The sequence below is a fragment of the Mesobacillus subterraneus genome (genome assembly GCF_000934845.1).
GTDB classification, from domain to species: Bacteria; Bacillota; Bacilli; order Bacillales; family Cytobacillaceae; genus Mesobacillus; species Mesobacillus stamsii.
The window spans coordinates 16,096-31,228 of record NZ_JXIQ01000088.1; the positions used below are offsets into that span (position 1 = coordinate 16,096).

Consider the following 15,133-nt stretch of genomic DNA (forward strand, 5'->3'; position numbering starts at 1 on the left):
ACAATCGTATTATTTTAAGGAAGAAGGAGGAGGACGTTTATGGTGTTAGAACTAGATCAAGTCACAAAGCGATTTGGAAGCTTTACAGCGGTGAACCAGCTTTCGCTTACTATACCGGAAAAAGAAATGTTTGGGTTCCTTGGAGCTAACGGAGCAGGAAAAACGACGACTTTCCGAATGATTCTAGGTCTACTGGATGCATCTGAAGGAAAGATATCATGGGACGGGAAGCCGATTAATTATAAAACCAGCAGTATGATTGGCTATCTGCCGGAAGAAAGAGGACTTTATCCGAAGCTAAAGGTCCGGGAACAGATTGTCTATCTTGCCAGATTAAGAGGCATGCAAAAACAGGCAGCCTTAAAAGAATTGGATTATTGGCTGAACCGCTTTAAAGTGAAGGAATATGCAGATAAAAAGATAGAGGAGCTTTCGAAAGGAAACCAACAGAAAATTCAGTTTATTGCAGCAGTCATTCATAAACCGAAGCTGTTAATCCTTGATGAGCCTTTTAGTGGCTTGGACCCTGTAAATGTTGAACAGTTGAAGGAAGCAGTAGTTGAATTGAAAAATACAGGAACGACCATTGTTTTTGCGAGTCATCGCATGGAGCATGTAGAGGAAATGTGTGAGCTTATTTGCATTATGCATAAAGGCAGCCCAGTTGTCCACGGGTCGCTCAAGGAAATCAAAAGATCCTTTGGGAAAAAGAACCTCGTCATTCATGCGGATTTTGATACAACTTTCCTTATGGAGTATCCTGGCGTGACCAGGGCGAAAGTGACTGCAGAAGGAATCCACCTACAAATCACTAGCGAGCAAGCAGCTCAGGATATCTTAAAAGATATCGTCGGGAAAGGGTTTATCCGCAAATTTGTTCTTGAAGAGCCAAGCTTGAATGATATTTTCATAGAGAAGGTAGGTGCTTCATATGAATAATTTTTTCATCATCCTTCTACATACATATATGAGCAAGCTGAAAACCAAATCCTTTTTGGTTACGACCATCCTGACCGTTGCAATCATGCTGGCACTGACCAATATGACCAATATCATCGACTTTTTCAACAAAGGCGGCGGCGCAGACAAAATCGCCGTGATAGATGGAACCGGAAAGCTATATGAGCCTTTGAAGGAACAAATCAAGATCATTAATAAAGAACTTATTCTGGAAAAATATGACGGGAATGAAGCGGCAGCGAGAAAAGACGTCGCGGAGGGGAAATATAAAGGGCTTCTTGAATTAAAATGGAATGGCGATAACCTTCCAGCCGCATCTTATAAAGCGATGAGCATTGCTGATTCTGCCGTGCCTGCCGACCTTCAGGCAGCTTTGCAGCAGATGAAAACAGCAATGGCCTCCACACAGATCAACATTGCACCGGAACAATTAGAAAAATTGTACGCACCGGTCGAGTTTGAAAAATCGGCTCTTGAAAAAGATGCCAAGACAGAAGAAGAATTGAATCAGGCAAGAGGGCTTGTGTATGTCCTTCTCTTCATCATTTATTTCGCAGTCATTATGTACGCAAACATGATTGCGATGGAAGTCGCTACGGAAAAGTCATCGAGAGTGATGGAAATTATGATATCCAGTGTTTCGCCGATCAAGCAAATGTTTGCGAAGATCCTCGGGATTGGGCTGTTAAGCTTGACCCAGCTCGCCGCCCTTCTGTTAGTCGGGTATTTTTCAATCAAACAAAATCTTGAAACGATGCAAGGTGGCTTCTTTGAGTTTTTTGGCTTTGGAAATATAGCAGGCAGCACGATAGCATACGCGGTGATTTTCTTCCTATTAGGCTATTTCCTGTATGCGACAATGGCTGCGTTCCTCGGTTCACTCGTCAGCAGGATTGAAGACGTGCAGCAGATGATCACGCCGATGACACTGCTTGTGGTCGCCGGATTCATGATGGCGATGTTTGGTTTGAATCAGCCGGAGGCACCATTCGTAAAATATACATCGTTCATTCCGTTTTTCTCGCCGATGCTGATGTTCCTTCGAGTAGGCATGCTCAATATCCCTTTCTGGGAAGTTGCCCTTTCTATCGGCATCCTGGTTGCGACAATCGCTTTCCTTGCCGTATTTGGCGCGAGAGTATACCGGGGAGGAGTCCTGATGTACGGCAAATCGAATTCCTTCAAAGATATCAAGAAAGCGTTGCAGTTATCGAAAAAAGGATAATAGTAAAAAGACGCAAACATTTGGATTGCGGCTTTTTAATACAGGAATATCGTTATGTGGAGTGGAATCTTAGTAAGATGGATAAGATTTTATAAAAGTGCAGTTGGGAACAAATAAGCTCACAAAAGGAGAGTGTTTTAGTTGAGACAAATCATTGCGATGGGGGGCGGGGGTTTTTCGATGGAGCCGGATAACCCGCTTTTGGATTTATATATTCTAGGGCAGTCGGAAAAACGGAAGCCCAAGGTTTGCTTTGTGCCTACAGCAAGCGGAGATGCTGACAATTATGTTGAAAGGTTCTATTCTGCTTTTCGATCCCATGAATGTACACCATCGCACCTATCCTTATTCAGGCCACCAACAAGAGACCTGGAAGCATATGTTATGGATAAGGACATCATTTATGTGGGAGGCGGCAGTACAAAGAATCTCCTTGCTCTTTGGAAGGAATGGGGATTGGATGGCATCTTGCGGAAGGCCTGGCAGCGCGGAACTATCTTGGCTGGAGTCAGTGCCGGTTCAATTTGCTGGTTCGAAGAAGGAGTAACGGATTCTTTTGGTGATGGAATGGAGCGTTTGCAATGCCTCGGATTCTTAAAAGGAAGCAATTGCCCGCATTACGATGGAGAGGCAGAATGGCGTCCGGCGTATGAACAATTTGTTGGTTCTGGAAAGATTGCTGGCGGATTTGCTGCTGATGGTGGTGCCGCCTTGCATTTCATCGATGAAGAACTGGTCAGGGCAGTGAGTTCCAGACCGGATGCCAAGGCATATGAAATTACCCTGGAAAATGGTAAAGTGACAGAGAAAGTGATGAAAACAACATATCTTGGCTGAAACTGAACTGCAGTTCCTCAAAGGGCTGCAGTTTTTTATTTGAGAGGGTTAGAATATATTGGATTTTAAAGAGTGTTGTGCTCTTTCCGAGGATATTTGGCTAAGAAAGTATCAAAGATTGAAAAAGAGGCCATAATTCAAAGGATAAGAACGTGCATTCGCCTTTTTGGAGTGGTAAAATGAAATTAAATAATGATGGGAAAGGAATATTCCAAATGAAACAGGTGAAGTTTTTACATACAGCCGACCTCCATCTGGATAGCCCGATGGTCGGATTGCGGCATCTGCCTAAAGCCATTTTTCATCGGCTTCAGGAGAGCACTTTTAAAGCATTGAGCAAGATTACGGATGCGGCAATTAAACAGGAGGTGGATTTTGTTGTGATTGCCGGCGATCTGTATGATGCTGAAGACAGGAGCATTCGTGCCCAGGCTTTTTTTCGCAATGAAATGGCCAGGCTTGATGAAAAAGGAATTAGGGTCTATGCAATACATGGGAACCATGATCACCTCGGAGCCCAATCGGTAGCAATTAATTTTCCGGATAATGTCCATTTTTTCAATGATCAGGTAGAAACAGTTGTTTATAGAAAAGAGGATGGCACTCTTGTCCATCTATATGGTTTCAGTTATCCTGAACGGCATGTATCGGAGCGATGGATAGAAAAATATACGAAAACAGCTGGTGCTGACTTTCACATTGGTCTGCTCCATGGCCATTTCGAAGGAGCGAGCGATCACGGGAAATATGCGCCTTTCAGGGTATCAGATCTGATCGACAAAGGCTATGATTATTGGGCGCTTGGTCATATTCATAAAAAGTCGTTTTTATCTGAACAGCCTTATATTGTCTATCCAGGAAACCCTCAAGGACGGAATAGGAAGGAGCTTGGAGACAAAGGGGCTTATATCGTTAACTTGACCGAGTCAGGGTCAGAGGTTTCTTTTCTAGAAACAGCCGATGTGATTTGGGAAGAGACTGTAATGGACGCCATGCAGATAGATAGTTTTTATGATCTGTATGAGAAATGCCTAGCAGCCATTGAAGGGAACAGAAGGGATGGAAAAGGTGTTCTCATGGACATTCGGATTGAACGCTTAAACCCTGAGCTGTCAGATGTCATAAATAAAATAAACAGCGGGGAATTGCTTGAACTTCTTCAGGAGACGGAAAAGGGAGAAGATTCTTTTGTCTGGGTTCACAGGCTTCATTTTTCGGAGGATGTCGTGGTCGACCGTGGGAATTTAATCAAACAAAGTGATTTTTATGAAGAATTATTTAAGACAATCGAGCTGTATGAGGAGTTGACTGAAACGCTGTCGCCATTATTTCGGCACAGTCAGGCTCGAAGGCATCTCGGTGGGTTGACTGAAAGCGAGAGGGAACAGCTGGTCAGAGAAGCAGAGCAGCTCCTGCTGCAACAGCTGCTGAAAAATTGATGGGAGGAAGCAGAATGAAACTTATTGAGCTGCATATTTACGGATACGGCAAATTCGAGGATTACGTGATCAAATCTTTGGACCAATTTGTCGTTTTTTATGGTGAAAATGAGGCTGGAAAGTCGACGATCATGTCCTTTATCCATAGCATCCTGTTTGGCTTTCCCGCAAAGCAGAGCGCAGAAGTGCGCTATGAGCCGAAAAATAACCCGAAGTATGGCGGGAAAATCAAAGCCTTCTTTCCGGATAGAGGAGTTGCAGTCATTGAAAGGGTGAAAGGCAAGGCATCTGGTGATGTGACTGTCTCCATTGAAGATGGGACAATTGGCGGGGAAGAGCTGCTCAAAGATTTGTTGAAAAGAATGGATAAAGGCATATTTCAGTCGATCTTTTCTTTTAATGTACATGGGTTGCAAAATATTCATGCACTGAAGGGAGAGGATCTTGGCAGGTATTTATTTTCTGCCGGAACCATCGGCACAGATAAACTTTTCCACACAGAAGGATTTCTCCTAAAGGAAATGGAGCAGCGTTTCAAGCCGAGTGGGCGAAAGCCTATATTAAATGAGAAAATGAGGGAACTGAAGGAAGTTCAGGCTGCCCTGAAAAAAGCCGAGCAACTAAATGATCAGTATTCCAATTGGGTGAGCGAGAAAGAGGAAATAGAGGGAACGATTGACCGGATCGAAAAGGAAATTCAACAGTTGGATCAAGCAGGAGGGCAGCTGCGTGAGTACAAGCGGAATGAAAGGCTTGTCCTCGAAGCTGCGGCATTAGAGCGAAAAATCAAGGAGCAAGGTCATCATTTTTTTCCAGAGGACGGGCTTAAGCGGTTTGAAAAATTGGACGACCAGCTGAAAGTTGCGCAGGCAAGAGGGTTGGCTATAAAAGAGAAACAGGATCATTTTGAGAATGAATTGGAGAAGTACATACCGGATTTTGCGCTGCTTGAAATGGAAACAGAGATTGAGGCCCGAACAAAGAATCTCTCATTATATGAGCAACTTAAGCAGGAAAAAAGGCTTCTTGAATCAAAACTGGAGGAACTAACCGAAGAAATCAGTCTACTTAATGATCAACTCCATACAAATTTTAATGAAGAAAATATCCAGTATAGTAACACAAGTATTTTTATAAAGGAACGGGTCGAAAACATCCAGCAAACGCAGCAAAGGTTGGCGGATAAACAGCAACGGCTTGAGGCTGAGTTTGATGAGGAAAAAAAGGTACTTGCGGAACTGGAAGCAAATGCGCAAAGGCTGAAAAGTCAATTGCTCGGTGAAGACAAAAGGAAGCAATTGATGATGGAACTGGATCAACTAGAGAATCGGGAAAGAATCCAAGCTGAATGGCGCTATGTAAACGATCAGATGGAGGCGGTAAAGTCCAATAAGGCAGCGGAGAAAGTAAAAAGCAAGAAAGAAAAGAGCAAGAACCGGCAGCAAACACTTCTTTTCGGGGGTATTTCCCTCATAGTTTTGATCTGGGGAATCATGAATGGCATCTGGCTATTGGCGGCTGTCGGAATTGCCGGAATCATTTTTCTGACAGTCGGACAGCTTAGATCAATAGATCATCCTGAATCAGAACTTTCTGCAGAGGCACAAATCCTGTCGAAACTAATCGAGCGGGAAAGGGATCTAAAAGAATCGTTAAGCCGACACTCAGATGGCAATTTCTTTTCAACTAAGAGTCTGCTGGAAAAAGACGAAGAATCGAGGCAGCAGCATCGGGAGCTGATCGTCAAAATCGAGCAGCAGCACCATCGATTTGAAAAGGTTGTTCAGCAATTTGAGGAATGGGAAGCAGAACAGGCGAATTGGAAACAGAAAAAAACGGAATTATTGAATCAGTTGGGTTTGTCTGAGAAACAGGGCCCAATAAAATTATTGGATGCCTATCATTTACTAGAAAAGCAGAAACAATACTTTCGTGAAAAGAAACGAACGGAAGAGAGTTTGAAAACAGTAACCGCATCAATAAGGGACATGGAAGATGGCCTTAAAATGCTTGCACATCGGTTTCTGCAAAATGGCAATCTTACTCCGGTTGAAGCTGCAGGTGCTTTAAAACGGGCTGTGCGGGAAGCATTAGAGCAGCAGACAAAACATCGGGACATGATTTCGAAACTAGCCGAGCTCGGAGAAGAACTTGCTTCTTTGCAAAAGGAAGAACTTGTGCTTAGGGAAGAACAGGCAGAATTAATCACCAATGCGGATGCTGTCGATGAGGATCAATTCAGACTGAAAGCAAAAAATACGGAGCAGGTGAAAGGGTGGTCTGCAAGGCTTCAGGATATCAATTATCAACTTGATGCGTCTGGCATCGAAGTTGAGGATCGAGAGAAAATCCTGACGGGCATTTCTCTCGACGAACAATTAGGGGAAAATGCCGCAAAGCTGGAAGCGTACAAGCGGGATTTGACACAACAGTTTGATTCCATTGCTGATGTGAAGCATAAAATGAAGGTAATCGAAGAGGGAGGCATCTATAGCGAATTGCTCCATCAATATCGACAGCTGCAACATGAATTTGCTGAGGATGCGAAAGAGTGGGCGAAGTATGCGGTCGCAAAGGACATGCTCTCGAAGACAATCGGGCGGTATAAAGAAGACCGGATGCCGAGGATGCTTGCCAAGGCAGAGAATTTCCTGTCGGTTTTGACAGCTGGCGTCTACGGGAAGATCATACCTCAGCCTTCTGGCAGCGGTTTTCTGATAGAAAGAGAGGACCATGTATTATTTGAAGCGAATGAGCTAAGTCAGGCCACCGCTGAACAAGTATATGTGTCGATCAGGCTGGCGCTGGCCGCTGTCCATCATGACCGATATCCATTTCCGATCATCATAGATGACAGCTTTGTCAATTTCGATCATCTCAGAACCGCACGCATCATTCAGCTGCTCAGGGAAATGAGCAGCCAAAACCAGATTCTGATTTTTACATGCCATCGCCATTTGCTGGACTATTTTTCAGATAAGGAAATCGTGCATCTGCAGGATAAAAGTTTAAAAGAAGTTTGAAATTAGCATGGTTTAACAATCAGAGACAATAGACTCTATGTGTTATACTGTTGCAAGAGAGGAGAGGTCGGTTAACGATGAATAAAGGGATATTGAATCACGAAACAGGGGAACAGGTTGAATTATTTTTGCTGATCAAACACTCGACAAAGGGGATTGCCAGCAATGGGAAACCATTTTTGACACTTATCCTTCAGGACCAGAGCGGGGAAATTGAAGCGAAGCTATGGGATGTTTCCGTAGAAGATGAAACTACTTATTGTGCGGAAAGCATTGTCAAGGTGCAGGGAGATATACAGAACTACCGAGGGCGCACCCAGCTGAAAATCAAGCAAATTCGTGCAGCATCCGCAGCTGATTCTGTAAAACTAGCTGATTTCCTTGAGACTGCTCCTGTCAGCCAAGATGAAATGAGCAGTAAGCTTACACAATATATTTTTGAAATGAAAAATCCTAATATCCAGAGAATTACCAGACATCTATTGAAAAAGAACATGAATGCATTCATGGAATATCCTGCAGCGACAAAGAATCATCATGAATTCGTCTCAGGTCTTGCCTATCATGTCACCTCGATGCTTGACCTTGCCAAGTCCATCGCAACACTCTATCCAAGCCTGGATAAAGATCTTTTGTACGCCGGGGTTATCCTGCATGATCTTGGAAAAGTCAAAGAGCTTTCCGGTCCTATTTCCACCACATACACGGTAGAAGGAAATCTGCTCGGACATATATCAATTATGGTTAATGAGATTGGCAAGGCAGCGGATGAATTGGGGATCTCAGGGGAAGAAGTAATGATCCTGCAACATCTAGTCCTTAGCCACCATGGCAAGGCAGAATGGGGCAGTCCAAAACCGCCGATGATCAAGGAAGCAGAAATTCTGCATCACATCGACAATCTCGATGCAAAAATGAACATGCTAGACCGAGCTCTATCCAGAGTGAAGCCAGGCGAGTTCTCCGAAAGAGTATTCGCACTCGATAACCGAACATTCTATAAGCCTATATTTCATCATTGAATGACCTAAACCCCCGAGTGAGAGATTCGTACGATTCAGATCAACAAAAAAAAGAAGGCATATTTAGATAAATACGACATATCTTTACTGTAAGAGTTCCATTGGGACAACCTTTACATGGAGGGTATGAAAAATGTCAATTCCTATCTGGGTAATAGCAGTCACAGCAGGAATCGTATTCAGCGCATTTATGGCAGTGAAAACAGGAAAAGCGGAAAGAGAAGAAGAAATGGAAAGCATTGAACGAGAGGGCGAGCTTTATATGAAGCGGCTTGAACAGGAAAAGGAACAACGTGAAAATTCGGCAGAAGCATAAAAAGCACTGGCTCCAGAATCGCGGAGCCAGTGCTTTTTTGTGGGTTCAGCTTGTCCATTTAAGGCTGTGTTGGTGCAGCTGCTTCTGGGAATTCTGCAGCTCCTGTCAAATCTTTATCATTGATTTTAACGTTCGCCCCATCAAGCTCACGTTTTAGTACTTCCTGGACTTTATTAGAGTCAAGCTGGGCAAGCTTTAAGTCATACTCTAATTTGTCTTTCATTTTATCATAGGATTCTTTTTCTTTTTTCTCTGTAACCTTGATGATGTGGAACCCATGCTGTGACTTGACAGGTCCGCTAATTTCATTCACATCAAGGGCATAGGCGGCCGCTTCGAATTCAGGAACCATTTTACCAGGACCAAAGAATCCAAGGTCTCCGCCATTCGCAGCTGAGCCAGGATCTTTTGAGTATTCCTTTGCCAAGTCTTCAAATTTCGCGCCTTCATCGAGCTTTTTCTTGACTTCCTTCGCAGTTGCTTCATCTTCTACGAGGATGTGACTTGCTTTGATCTCAGGCTTGTACTCCTCATAGCTTTTCTTTACTTCATCCTCGCTTACCGTTACATCTTTAAGGGCGGCTTTTTCCAAAAGAAGCTGGTCTTTAAGGACTGCTTTTAACTCTTCCTCATCTTTAAGCTGGTTTTGCTGAAGAACAAGCTCAAAGTTATCGCCTACCTCTTTTTTAAGCTCGGCCACTTTTTGATCCACTTCATTGTCGGTTACTTTATATTTCTCTGAAAGTACCTTCTGGTAAAGCAGTTCTTGAAGTGCCTGCTCCCCATATTTTTCTTTCATTGATTGATAAAGTTCTTCTTTTGTAATATTGCCTGCTTTCGACTCAACGATTACTTCTGAAGAATCACTAGTAGTATTACTGCATGCACCTAATCCGATGACTCCGGCCGCAACCGTGAGGGAAATAATCATTTTTTTCATGGTGAACAACTCCTAAACAGAAAATTCTAGTGGCCATATTTATCCACAAGGTCTACTATACCATAAATAAACTTTTCTACAAAAAATTAATGCTGGATCTTATTTCCTATTCAGCAAAATGGGCGAGTATCTATACCGTTTGCGTGTGGGTGCATACGATGTAGAGAAGAAAAAAAAGGAGGTATTTGTTATGGGCCACTACAATTCGGGATTTGCTTTGATAGTTGTCTTGTTCATTTTGCTAATTGTTGTGGGTGCAGCTTACCTATAACTAACAAAATGCATGAAAAGCAGGATAACTGCCTATGCGGAAATGAACTTGCTTGAATAAGATATCATAACCACTTTGGAAGGAGGTGTTAATATGGGTGCAGGATACGGCGGCGGCTTTGCGTTAATTGTCGTGTTATTCATTCTGTTAATCATCGTGGGTGCAGCTTGGCTTTAATTTCTGAGTAGGATATGGGGGTCAACTCGCCCCCCATATGTCTACGAATGATCGTAAGGCAAGTTCTTAGAGCAGAAAGGAGGAACCTCAATGTCTGAAGGAGGCTATGGATACGGCGGCGGTTTTGCATTGCTCGTTGTATTATTTATTTTGTTAATCATCATCGGTGCATCTTGGCTGTAGAATTCGCTGGTACGATGATTTTTCCAAGTTTTGATTAAAAAAAGCAGTTTAGGAAGACCAAAAATAAAAAGCGGTGAGGAGAACCTCATCGCTTCATTTTTGTTCTGCCGATAAAGTCATTGAACAACTTTCCTTCTAGCCATCAGAGCGCCTGTAGACCAAGCCGCGAGCGCAATTCCTATGTACTCACGTATAAAGAATTTCAAGGAAAGATGAAATCAGCAAAATGGTAACTAGGGTATTGATCGTCCTGAAAATATTTGCATGTTTGTCTTCTGGGATTTCCTTCTGGATACAAAGGGAGTCTGTTAACTTATTTATATAGAAAAGAATGAAGGCAGCAAATAGGACAAATACGAATAAAATGGAGATCATCGAAGAATCCCTCCTCATGGGTCTTTTTATCTTAAATACAATACCAAATAATCAAAGAAAAAGATAGTTTTTTACCTAGGGGATTTTTTCTCTTTGTGAGACAATGAGCATTCTAAGGGAAGAATAAAAAGCGGAAGCAGTAATAAGCAACCGCTTTATAAATTGAAACATCGTTGTTAAGCAGGAAGCAAGCAAAGTTGTGAATTTTTGAAGGAATTCTCTCTAGTTTGGAGTCACTCTGTGTCTTTTAAGCGTATTCTTTCTTGGCAGGATCGATCTTTTTGAGCGTTCCGTCTTCGTCAGTAAACTTTTTGTCGATATTCGAAAATGATTTCTCGAATATTTCCATAAAATCATCGCCATAAATATTCCTGACAATCGCCATAATTTCAATAATATCAGGAAACTTCCCATAGAGTTCCTTTAATGGCATCGCCCCTGAAAAAACAGCATTATTATCAGGTTCGTAGCTTTCCATCAAAGCGAGCAATACGCCTTCGCCTTCTTCGGTCAACTGGATATACGTATTCCTTTTGTCGCTTTCCTTCTTGGAAAACGTTAAATAGCCTCTTTCTTCAAGTTTCTTTGAAAAATTGAAGGCGGTGGAAACATGCATCACGCCAAATTTGGCTACATCAGAAATCGAAGCACCATTCAAGTGAAAAGCAATCCATAAAATATGATGCTCATTAATATTGAGGTCGAACGGCTTAATCCATTGCTGCCAATCTTTTTCGACCGATTTCCAAAGGGCTTTGCTTAACTGGGCAACTCTCTGGCTAAACATCATCGCTTCTTTCATAGTATAATTTTTATCTCCCATTCTAAAATTCACCTACTTTATTGTTCTATTATCATTATGCCAATAAAACAAAAATTAATAAAGATATAAATTTACTAAATTTTTCGAATTCGCTATTTTTCAGCTAAAGTTTGGTGAAATTATGTAAAGATGGCTCGGTTAAAAGGGATTATGTCATGTATTGTTTCTTTATAAAATAGGAAAATCCTTCTCACCCGAAAAAAATAGTTGGCGGGAAGGATTTCTTCTTTATTTTTCTTCTGTTTTGGCAGCTAATTCGGATTCTAGTTCTGAAATGGATTCTTCAAGCTCTTTGATATCTTCCTGAAGGGCCATTTTATTTTCCTCTGTTTCCAGTTTCCATTCCCATAGAGCGGTCTTTACATCCGTAACAAATGTTTGGATCGATGCTTTCCCTTCTTTGGAAGCAGTTGCAACAGTATTTTTTAATTCCATAACAGAATCCTTAATATCTTTAAGCGACCCTATATACTCATCCTTATTTGCCTTAAGCGTCCTTCTGGTCTCGTAACCAGATTTTGGCGCAGTGAGCAGCGTTGCGATCCCCGCTGCTACTCCTCCGATAACCATACCCATTAATACCGATTTTGCTTTCATAGCTTGACCACCTCGTCATTTTTTCTGTATATGTTCTGCAAAAGGATGTAAATTCCTCTATTCCTTCTTTATTTAATTTCCTATTCTCGGACAAATAAACGTTTTTGCTTCATAGGCTTATATTAGCAGGCATAATGATGAAATAAGCTCCTATACGGAGGAGGGGGGGAATAGGAATTTTTACTACTATCATATTTGTCATCAGTATTGCTTTCTTTTTGGGGGCAGTCCATAATCTCCTTGTCTTTAAGAAGCCAGGCATGTATCCTCCAAAGATGCTTTTGCGAAAAAGGGCTGGCACGTTCGCGGGCGGGGGAGCTATTTTCCTACTGCTCGGGATTATTTTTTACTCATTCCGGTAAGAAAAAAAGCCCCTGTCCGAGGAGAGGGGCTTTTTTTCTAGTATCGAATTTCTTTTAAAATTGTCCAGCTGGGGCTGAGCAAGGCGCCCTGAGCTTTTCTTAGTTAATTGACTTCTGCAAGTTTGGCTCGTTTGAAAATATTGGTTGCTACTGGATAAAGAATGGCCATGAATACGGTGTTAAAGGCAGCCGCTGGCAGAACAACTCCCGCAAAAAGGGCGATGAACGGTCCTGGAAGGCCAACTAATAAGTAAGCTGATCCGAGGAATACAATTCCGGATACAACCGTTCCGATTGCTGTAAGGCCAGCTGCGATGTAAACGGATGGTTTAAATTTATTTAAGGTGAGCAGGAGTGCCAAAAAGACAAATGCCGTTACAGGCTTGTCGATCATATTTGGAATAAGTCCGCCAGGGAACGTCGTAGTCAATCCTGAAATTAAACCAGTCACAACTCCAACCAACAATACACTTTTCTTGTCAGGAAACATAAGGACCCCAAGGAACATCATGGTCAGCATCATATCTGGCTTCATTCCAAGGATAAATCCTGGGACAACAGTGTGAAGCACTGCACCCATCCCGACTAATAGTGACAAGGCTACAAGATTCTTCGTATTCAATTCTCATCTCTCCTCTGCTATGGTTACTAACTGTTGCTTCTCCTGCAGTGCGCTAGATGCCTGCAGCGAAAAGCTTGCTATTATTATATCATATAATTTGTTTTCGTAAAGGGTTACTATTCTGTTAATTTCTTAACCTGAAATCATTCATAAACTTCGCCAGTTGTTCAACATGCTCGAGCGGAACGGCATTGTAGATAGATGCCCTGCAGCCGCCAACAGATCGATGACCCGCAAGTCCAATAAAGCCTAATTCTTCAGCCTCATGAAGAAAGGAAGCGGATAAGTCGTCGTCAGCGAGCGTGAAGTTGATATTCATCAAGGAGCGGCTGTCTTTTTCAGCATGACCCTTATAGAAACCATTGCTGCGGTCGATCGCATCATAAAGCATTGCAGCTTTCTGTTGGTTCATTCGTTCAAGCTGTTGTACCCCACCAATGGATTCGGCCCATTCAAGGACTAACATCAAGAAATAAACAGACAAGGTCGGCGGCGTATTGTAAAGGGAATTTGAGTCAGCCTGTACTTGATAATTAAGCATTGCTGGTAAATCCGGTCTTGAACGTTTCAGCAGCTGCTTATTGATGATCACTACTGTCACGCCAGATGGGCCCAGGTTTTTTTGCGCTCCAGCGTAGATCAGTCCGTAAGAGGATACATGAATGGGCCGGCTTAAAATATCACTTGACATATCGGCAACAAGCGGAACATTGATTTTTTCAGGAAACTGATGCCATTGAGTCCCATATATCGTGTTATTTGTCGTGATGTGGAGGTAGGATGAGTCGGGCTTTCCATTAATTTCTGAGAGGCTGGGAATTGATTTATAGTTAGTCGACTTTGATGATGCGATTGCCGTCGCGCTCCCGATTTTTTGCGCTTCCTTCAGTGCTTTTTCTGACCAAGCGCCAGTTAGGACATAGCTGGCGGTCGACCCTTCTTCAAGAAGATTCATTGGTACCATGGTAAATTGAAGGCTTGCGCCACCCTGGAGGAAGAGCACTTCGTAATCATCCGGGATGTTGAGAAGTAAGCGAAGCAATGATTGTGTCCGGTCATTAATCGCTTCAAATTGCTTGCTGCGGTGGCTGAGTTCCATGACTCCCATTCCGAGGTCCTGGTAATTCATCATTTCTTTTTTGGCCTTCGCCAGCACCGCCTCAGGCAAGGCGGCAGGTCCAGCATTAAAATTCAGTGCACGTTTCAAGATCATCCCTCCGAAAAAATTCTCTACAGTTTTTCATTAATGCGTTAAAGTTATTATCATGCTAACAAAAATAGATAGATTGTTCTATTGTTTTTTTTAGAAAATAAATATTCTTCCGTTTTTTCGGTTGGATTCAAAAAAATTCAGCTAGTTTATCAGAGTTAGCAGCACTTCTCGAAATATCCATAAAAAAACTCCCGTAAGTACGGAAGTCTAGATTTTACTATTGATCTCGGCAGCGATTTTTTGGTAGTCATCTGCAGTGTACTGATCTTGGTGAGTTTTCCATACAGCCCCGAAACCGTCTCCGTTGCCATAGCGAGGGATTAGATGCATATGAAAGTGGAAAACGGACTGGCCGGCTGCTTCTCCGTTGTTTTGGAGCACATTAAGCCCAATTGGGTCATAGGCAGCCTTGATAGCATTCGCTACTTTTGGCACAGCTTTGTAGACATTGGCAGCAATTTCTTCCGTTAACGCATACACATTTTCCTTATGTACTTTAGGAACGACAAGGGTATGTCCCTTCGTTACCTGACTAATATCGAGGAAGGCCAATACATTGTCATCCTCATATACTTTTGCTGAGGGAATGTCGCCATTGATTATTTTGCAAAAAATACAATCACCCATCTTTCCCACCCTTTCGATTCATCTTGTTTCATTATATTTTATCATAATTTTTGAAAAGCGGAAGCGCCTTGGTCAGCCCCGACAAGCGCTGGAGGGCCGACCAGTGAAGTCGTTCTTTGAC

The 15,133-nt window shown here is 42.5% G+C and carries 17 protein-coding genes; 10 read left to right on the plus strand and 7 right to left on the minus strand.

What is annotated here, in order from left to right; genetic code table 11:
- Positions 1 to 39: 39 nt before the first annotated feature.
- From UB32_RS11200 to UB32_RS11230, 7 genes are all read left to right on the plus strand, one after another.
- Positions 40 to 939 (plus strand): ABC transporter ATP-binding protein, encoded by a 900-nt coding sequence (locus UB32_RS11200; protein ID WP_044393831.1) that lies wholly within the window; start codon positions 40 to 42, stop codon positions 937 to 939.
- A complete protein-coding gene (locus UB32_RS11205; RefSeq protein WP_044393833.1) occupies positions 932 to 2,185 on the plus strand; it encodes an ABC transporter permease in 1,254 nt (417 codons plus the stop codon). Before UB32_RS11200 ends, UB32_RS11205 begins: the two co-directional genes overlap by 8 nt.
- Before the next feature lie 141 nt (positions 2,186 to 2,326).
- The gene (locus tag UB32_RS11210; protein ID WP_044393835.1) at positions 2,327 to 3,022 is read left to right on the plus strand and encodes a Type 1 glutamine amidotransferase-like domain-containing protein; all 696 of its coding nucleotides are present in this window, start codon (positions 2,327 to 2,329) and stop codon (positions 3,020 to 3,022) included.
- A gap of 179 nt (positions 3,023 to 3,201) precedes the next feature.
- Positions 3,202 to 4,461, plus strand: coding sequence for a metallophosphoesterase family protein (locus UB32_RS11215; RefSeq protein WP_241768483.1), 1,260 nt, complete (start codon positions 3,202 to 3,204; stop codon positions 4,459 to 4,461).
- 14 nt (positions 4,462 to 4,475) lie between these two features.
- Positions 4,476 to 7,484, plus strand: coding sequence for an ATP-binding protein (locus UB32_RS11220; protein WP_044393837.1), 3,009 nt, complete (start codon positions 4,476 to 4,478; stop codon positions 7,482 to 7,484).
- Between the two features lie 77 nt (positions 7,485 to 7,561).
- Positions 7,562 to 8,506: a 3'-5' exoribonuclease YhaM gene (yhaM, locus tag UB32_RS11225; protein ID WP_044393838.1), complete on the plus strand. Its 945-nt coding sequence runs from the start codon at positions 7,562 to 7,564 to the stop codon at positions 8,504 to 8,506.
- 133 nt (positions 8,507 to 8,639) lie between these two features.
- Positions 8,640 to 8,822: a sporulation YhaL family protein gene (locus tag UB32_RS11230; protein WP_044393839.1), complete on the plus strand. Its 183-nt coding sequence runs from the start codon at positions 8,640 to 8,642 to the stop codon at positions 8,820 to 8,822.
- Positions 8,823 to 8,880: 58 nt separating this feature from the next.
- Here the strand turns inward: UB32_RS11230 and UB32_RS11235 are convergent, their stop codons facing one another.
- Positions 8,881 to 9,762: a peptidylprolyl isomerase gene (locus UB32_RS11235; protein ID WP_044393840.1), complete on the minus strand. Its 882-nt coding sequence runs from the start codon at positions 9,760 to 9,762 to the stop codon at positions 8,881 to 8,883.
- A 190-nt stretch (positions 9,763 to 9,952) separates the two neighbouring features.
- Between UB32_RS11235 and UB32_RS19835 the strand changes: the two genes are divergently transcribed.
- From UB32_RS19835 to UB32_RS19460, 3 genes are all read left to right on the plus strand, one after another.
- Complete coding sequence (locus UB32_RS19835) at positions 9,953 to 10,033, plus strand: YjcZ family sporulation protein (RefSeq protein WP_023615406.1); 81 nt, start codon at positions 9,953 to 9,955, stop codon at positions 10,031 to 10,033.
- A 93-nt stretch (positions 10,034 to 10,126) separates the two neighbouring features.
- Positions 10,127 to 10,210: a YjcZ family sporulation protein gene (locus UB32_RS19455; protein ID WP_064503397.1), complete on the plus strand. Its 84-nt coding sequence runs from the start codon at positions 10,127 to 10,129 to the stop codon at positions 10,208 to 10,210.
- 90 nt (positions 10,211 to 10,300) lie between these two features.
- Entirely contained in the window at positions 10,301 to 10,393 is a 93-nt protein-coding gene (locus UB32_RS19460) for a YjcZ family sporulation protein (protein WP_084221808.1), read from the plus strand.
- Positions 10,394 to 10,579: 186 nt separating this feature from the next.
- On the opposite strand, the gene UB32_RS11245 is transcribed toward UB32_RS19460, so the two are convergent.
- From UB32_RS11245 to UB32_RS11270, 6 genes are all read right to left on the minus strand, one after another.
- The gene (locus tag UB32_RS11245; protein WP_431305969.1) at positions 10,580 to 10,768 is read right to left on the minus strand and encodes a hypothetical protein; all 189 of its coding nucleotides are present in this window, start codon (positions 10,766 to 10,768) and stop codon (positions 10,580 to 10,582) included.
- Positions 10,769 to 11,015: 247 nt separating this feature from the next.
- Positions 11,016 to 11,591, minus strand: coding sequence for an HTH-type transcriptional regulator Hpr (locus UB32_RS11250; RefSeq protein ID WP_044393847.1), 576 nt, complete (start codon positions 11,589 to 11,591; stop codon positions 11,016 to 11,018).
- Between the two features lie 228 nt (positions 11,592 to 11,819).
- Positions 11,820 to 12,188: a YtxH domain-containing protein gene (locus UB32_RS11255; RefSeq protein WP_044393849.1), complete on the minus strand. Its 369-nt coding sequence runs from the start codon at positions 12,186 to 12,188 to the stop codon at positions 11,820 to 11,822.
- A gap of 465 nt (positions 12,189 to 12,653) precedes the next feature.
- Positions 12,654 to 13,172, minus strand: coding sequence for a tryptophan transporter (locus UB32_RS11260; RefSeq protein ID WP_044393851.1), 519 nt, complete (start codon positions 13,170 to 13,172; stop codon positions 12,654 to 12,656).
- A gap of 124 nt (positions 13,173 to 13,296) precedes the next feature.
- Positions 13,297 to 14,379: a 3-phosphoserine/phosphohydroxythreonine transaminase gene (gene serC, locus UB32_RS11265; protein ID WP_044393852.1), complete on the minus strand. Its 1,083-nt coding sequence runs from the start codon at positions 14,377 to 14,379 to the stop codon at positions 13,297 to 13,299.
- Positions 14,380 to 14,592: 213 nt separating this feature from the next.
- A complete protein-coding gene (locus UB32_RS11270; protein ID WP_044393853.1) occupies positions 14,593 to 15,012 on the minus strand; it encodes an HIT family protein in 420 nt (139 codons plus the stop codon).
- Positions 15,013 to 15,133 lie beyond the last annotated feature (121 nt).

Bases quoted from the DNA above. Each gene is read 5' to 3' on its own strand.
- UB32_RS11250 (WP_044393847.1), bottom strand. From the start codon at position 11,591: ATGGGAGATAAAAATTATACTATGAAAGAAGCGATGATGTTTAGCCAG.
- UB32_RS11245 (WP_431305969.1), bottom strand. From the start codon at position 10,768: ATGATCTCCATTTTATTCGTATTTGTCCTATTTGCTGCCTTCATTCTT.
- UB32_RS11205 (WP_044393833.1), top strand. From the start codon at position 932: ATGAATAATTTTTTCATCATCCTTCTACATACATATATGAGCAAGCTG.
- UB32_RS11270 (WP_044393853.1), bottom strand. From the start codon at position 15,012: ATGGGTGATTGTATTTTTTGCAAAATAATCAATGGCGACATTCCCTCA.
- UB32_RS19835 (WP_023615406.1), top strand. From the start codon at position 9,953: ATGGGCCACTACAATTCGGGATTTGCTTTGATAGTTGTCTTGTTCATT.
- UB32_RS11255 (WP_044393849.1), bottom strand. From the start codon at position 12,188: ATGAAAGCAAAATCGGTATTAATGGGTATGGTTATCGGAGGAGTAGCA.
- yhaM (WP_044393838.1), top strand. From the start codon at position 7,562: ATGAATAAAGGGATATTGAATCACGAAACAGGGGAACAGGTTGAATTA.
- UB32_RS11215 (WP_241768483.1), top strand. From the start codon at position 3,202: ATGAAATTAAATAATGATGGGAAAGGAATATTCCAAATGAAACAGGTG.
- UB32_RS11230 (WP_044393839.1), top strand. From the start codon at position 8,640: ATGTCAATTCCTATCTGGGTAATAGCAGTCACAGCAGGAATCGTATTC.
- UB32_RS19455 (WP_064503397.1), top strand. From the start codon at position 10,127: ATGGGTGCAGGATACGGCGGCGGCTTTGCGTTAATTGTCGTGTTATTC.
- UB32_RS11235 (WP_044393840.1), bottom strand. From the start codon at position 9,762: ATGAAAAAAATGATTATTTCCCTCACGGTTGCGGCCGGAGTCATCGGA.
- UB32_RS11220 (WP_044393837.1), top strand. From the start codon at position 4,476: ATGAAACTTATTGAGCTGCATATTTACGGATACGGCAAATTCGAGGAT.
- UB32_RS11200 (WP_044393831.1), top strand. From the start codon at position 40: ATGGTGTTAGAACTAGATCAAGTCACAAAGCGATTTGGAAGCTTTACA.
- UB32_RS19460 (WP_084221808.1), top strand. From the start codon at position 10,301: ATGTCTGAAGGAGGCTATGGATACGGCGGCGGTTTTGCATTGCTCGTT.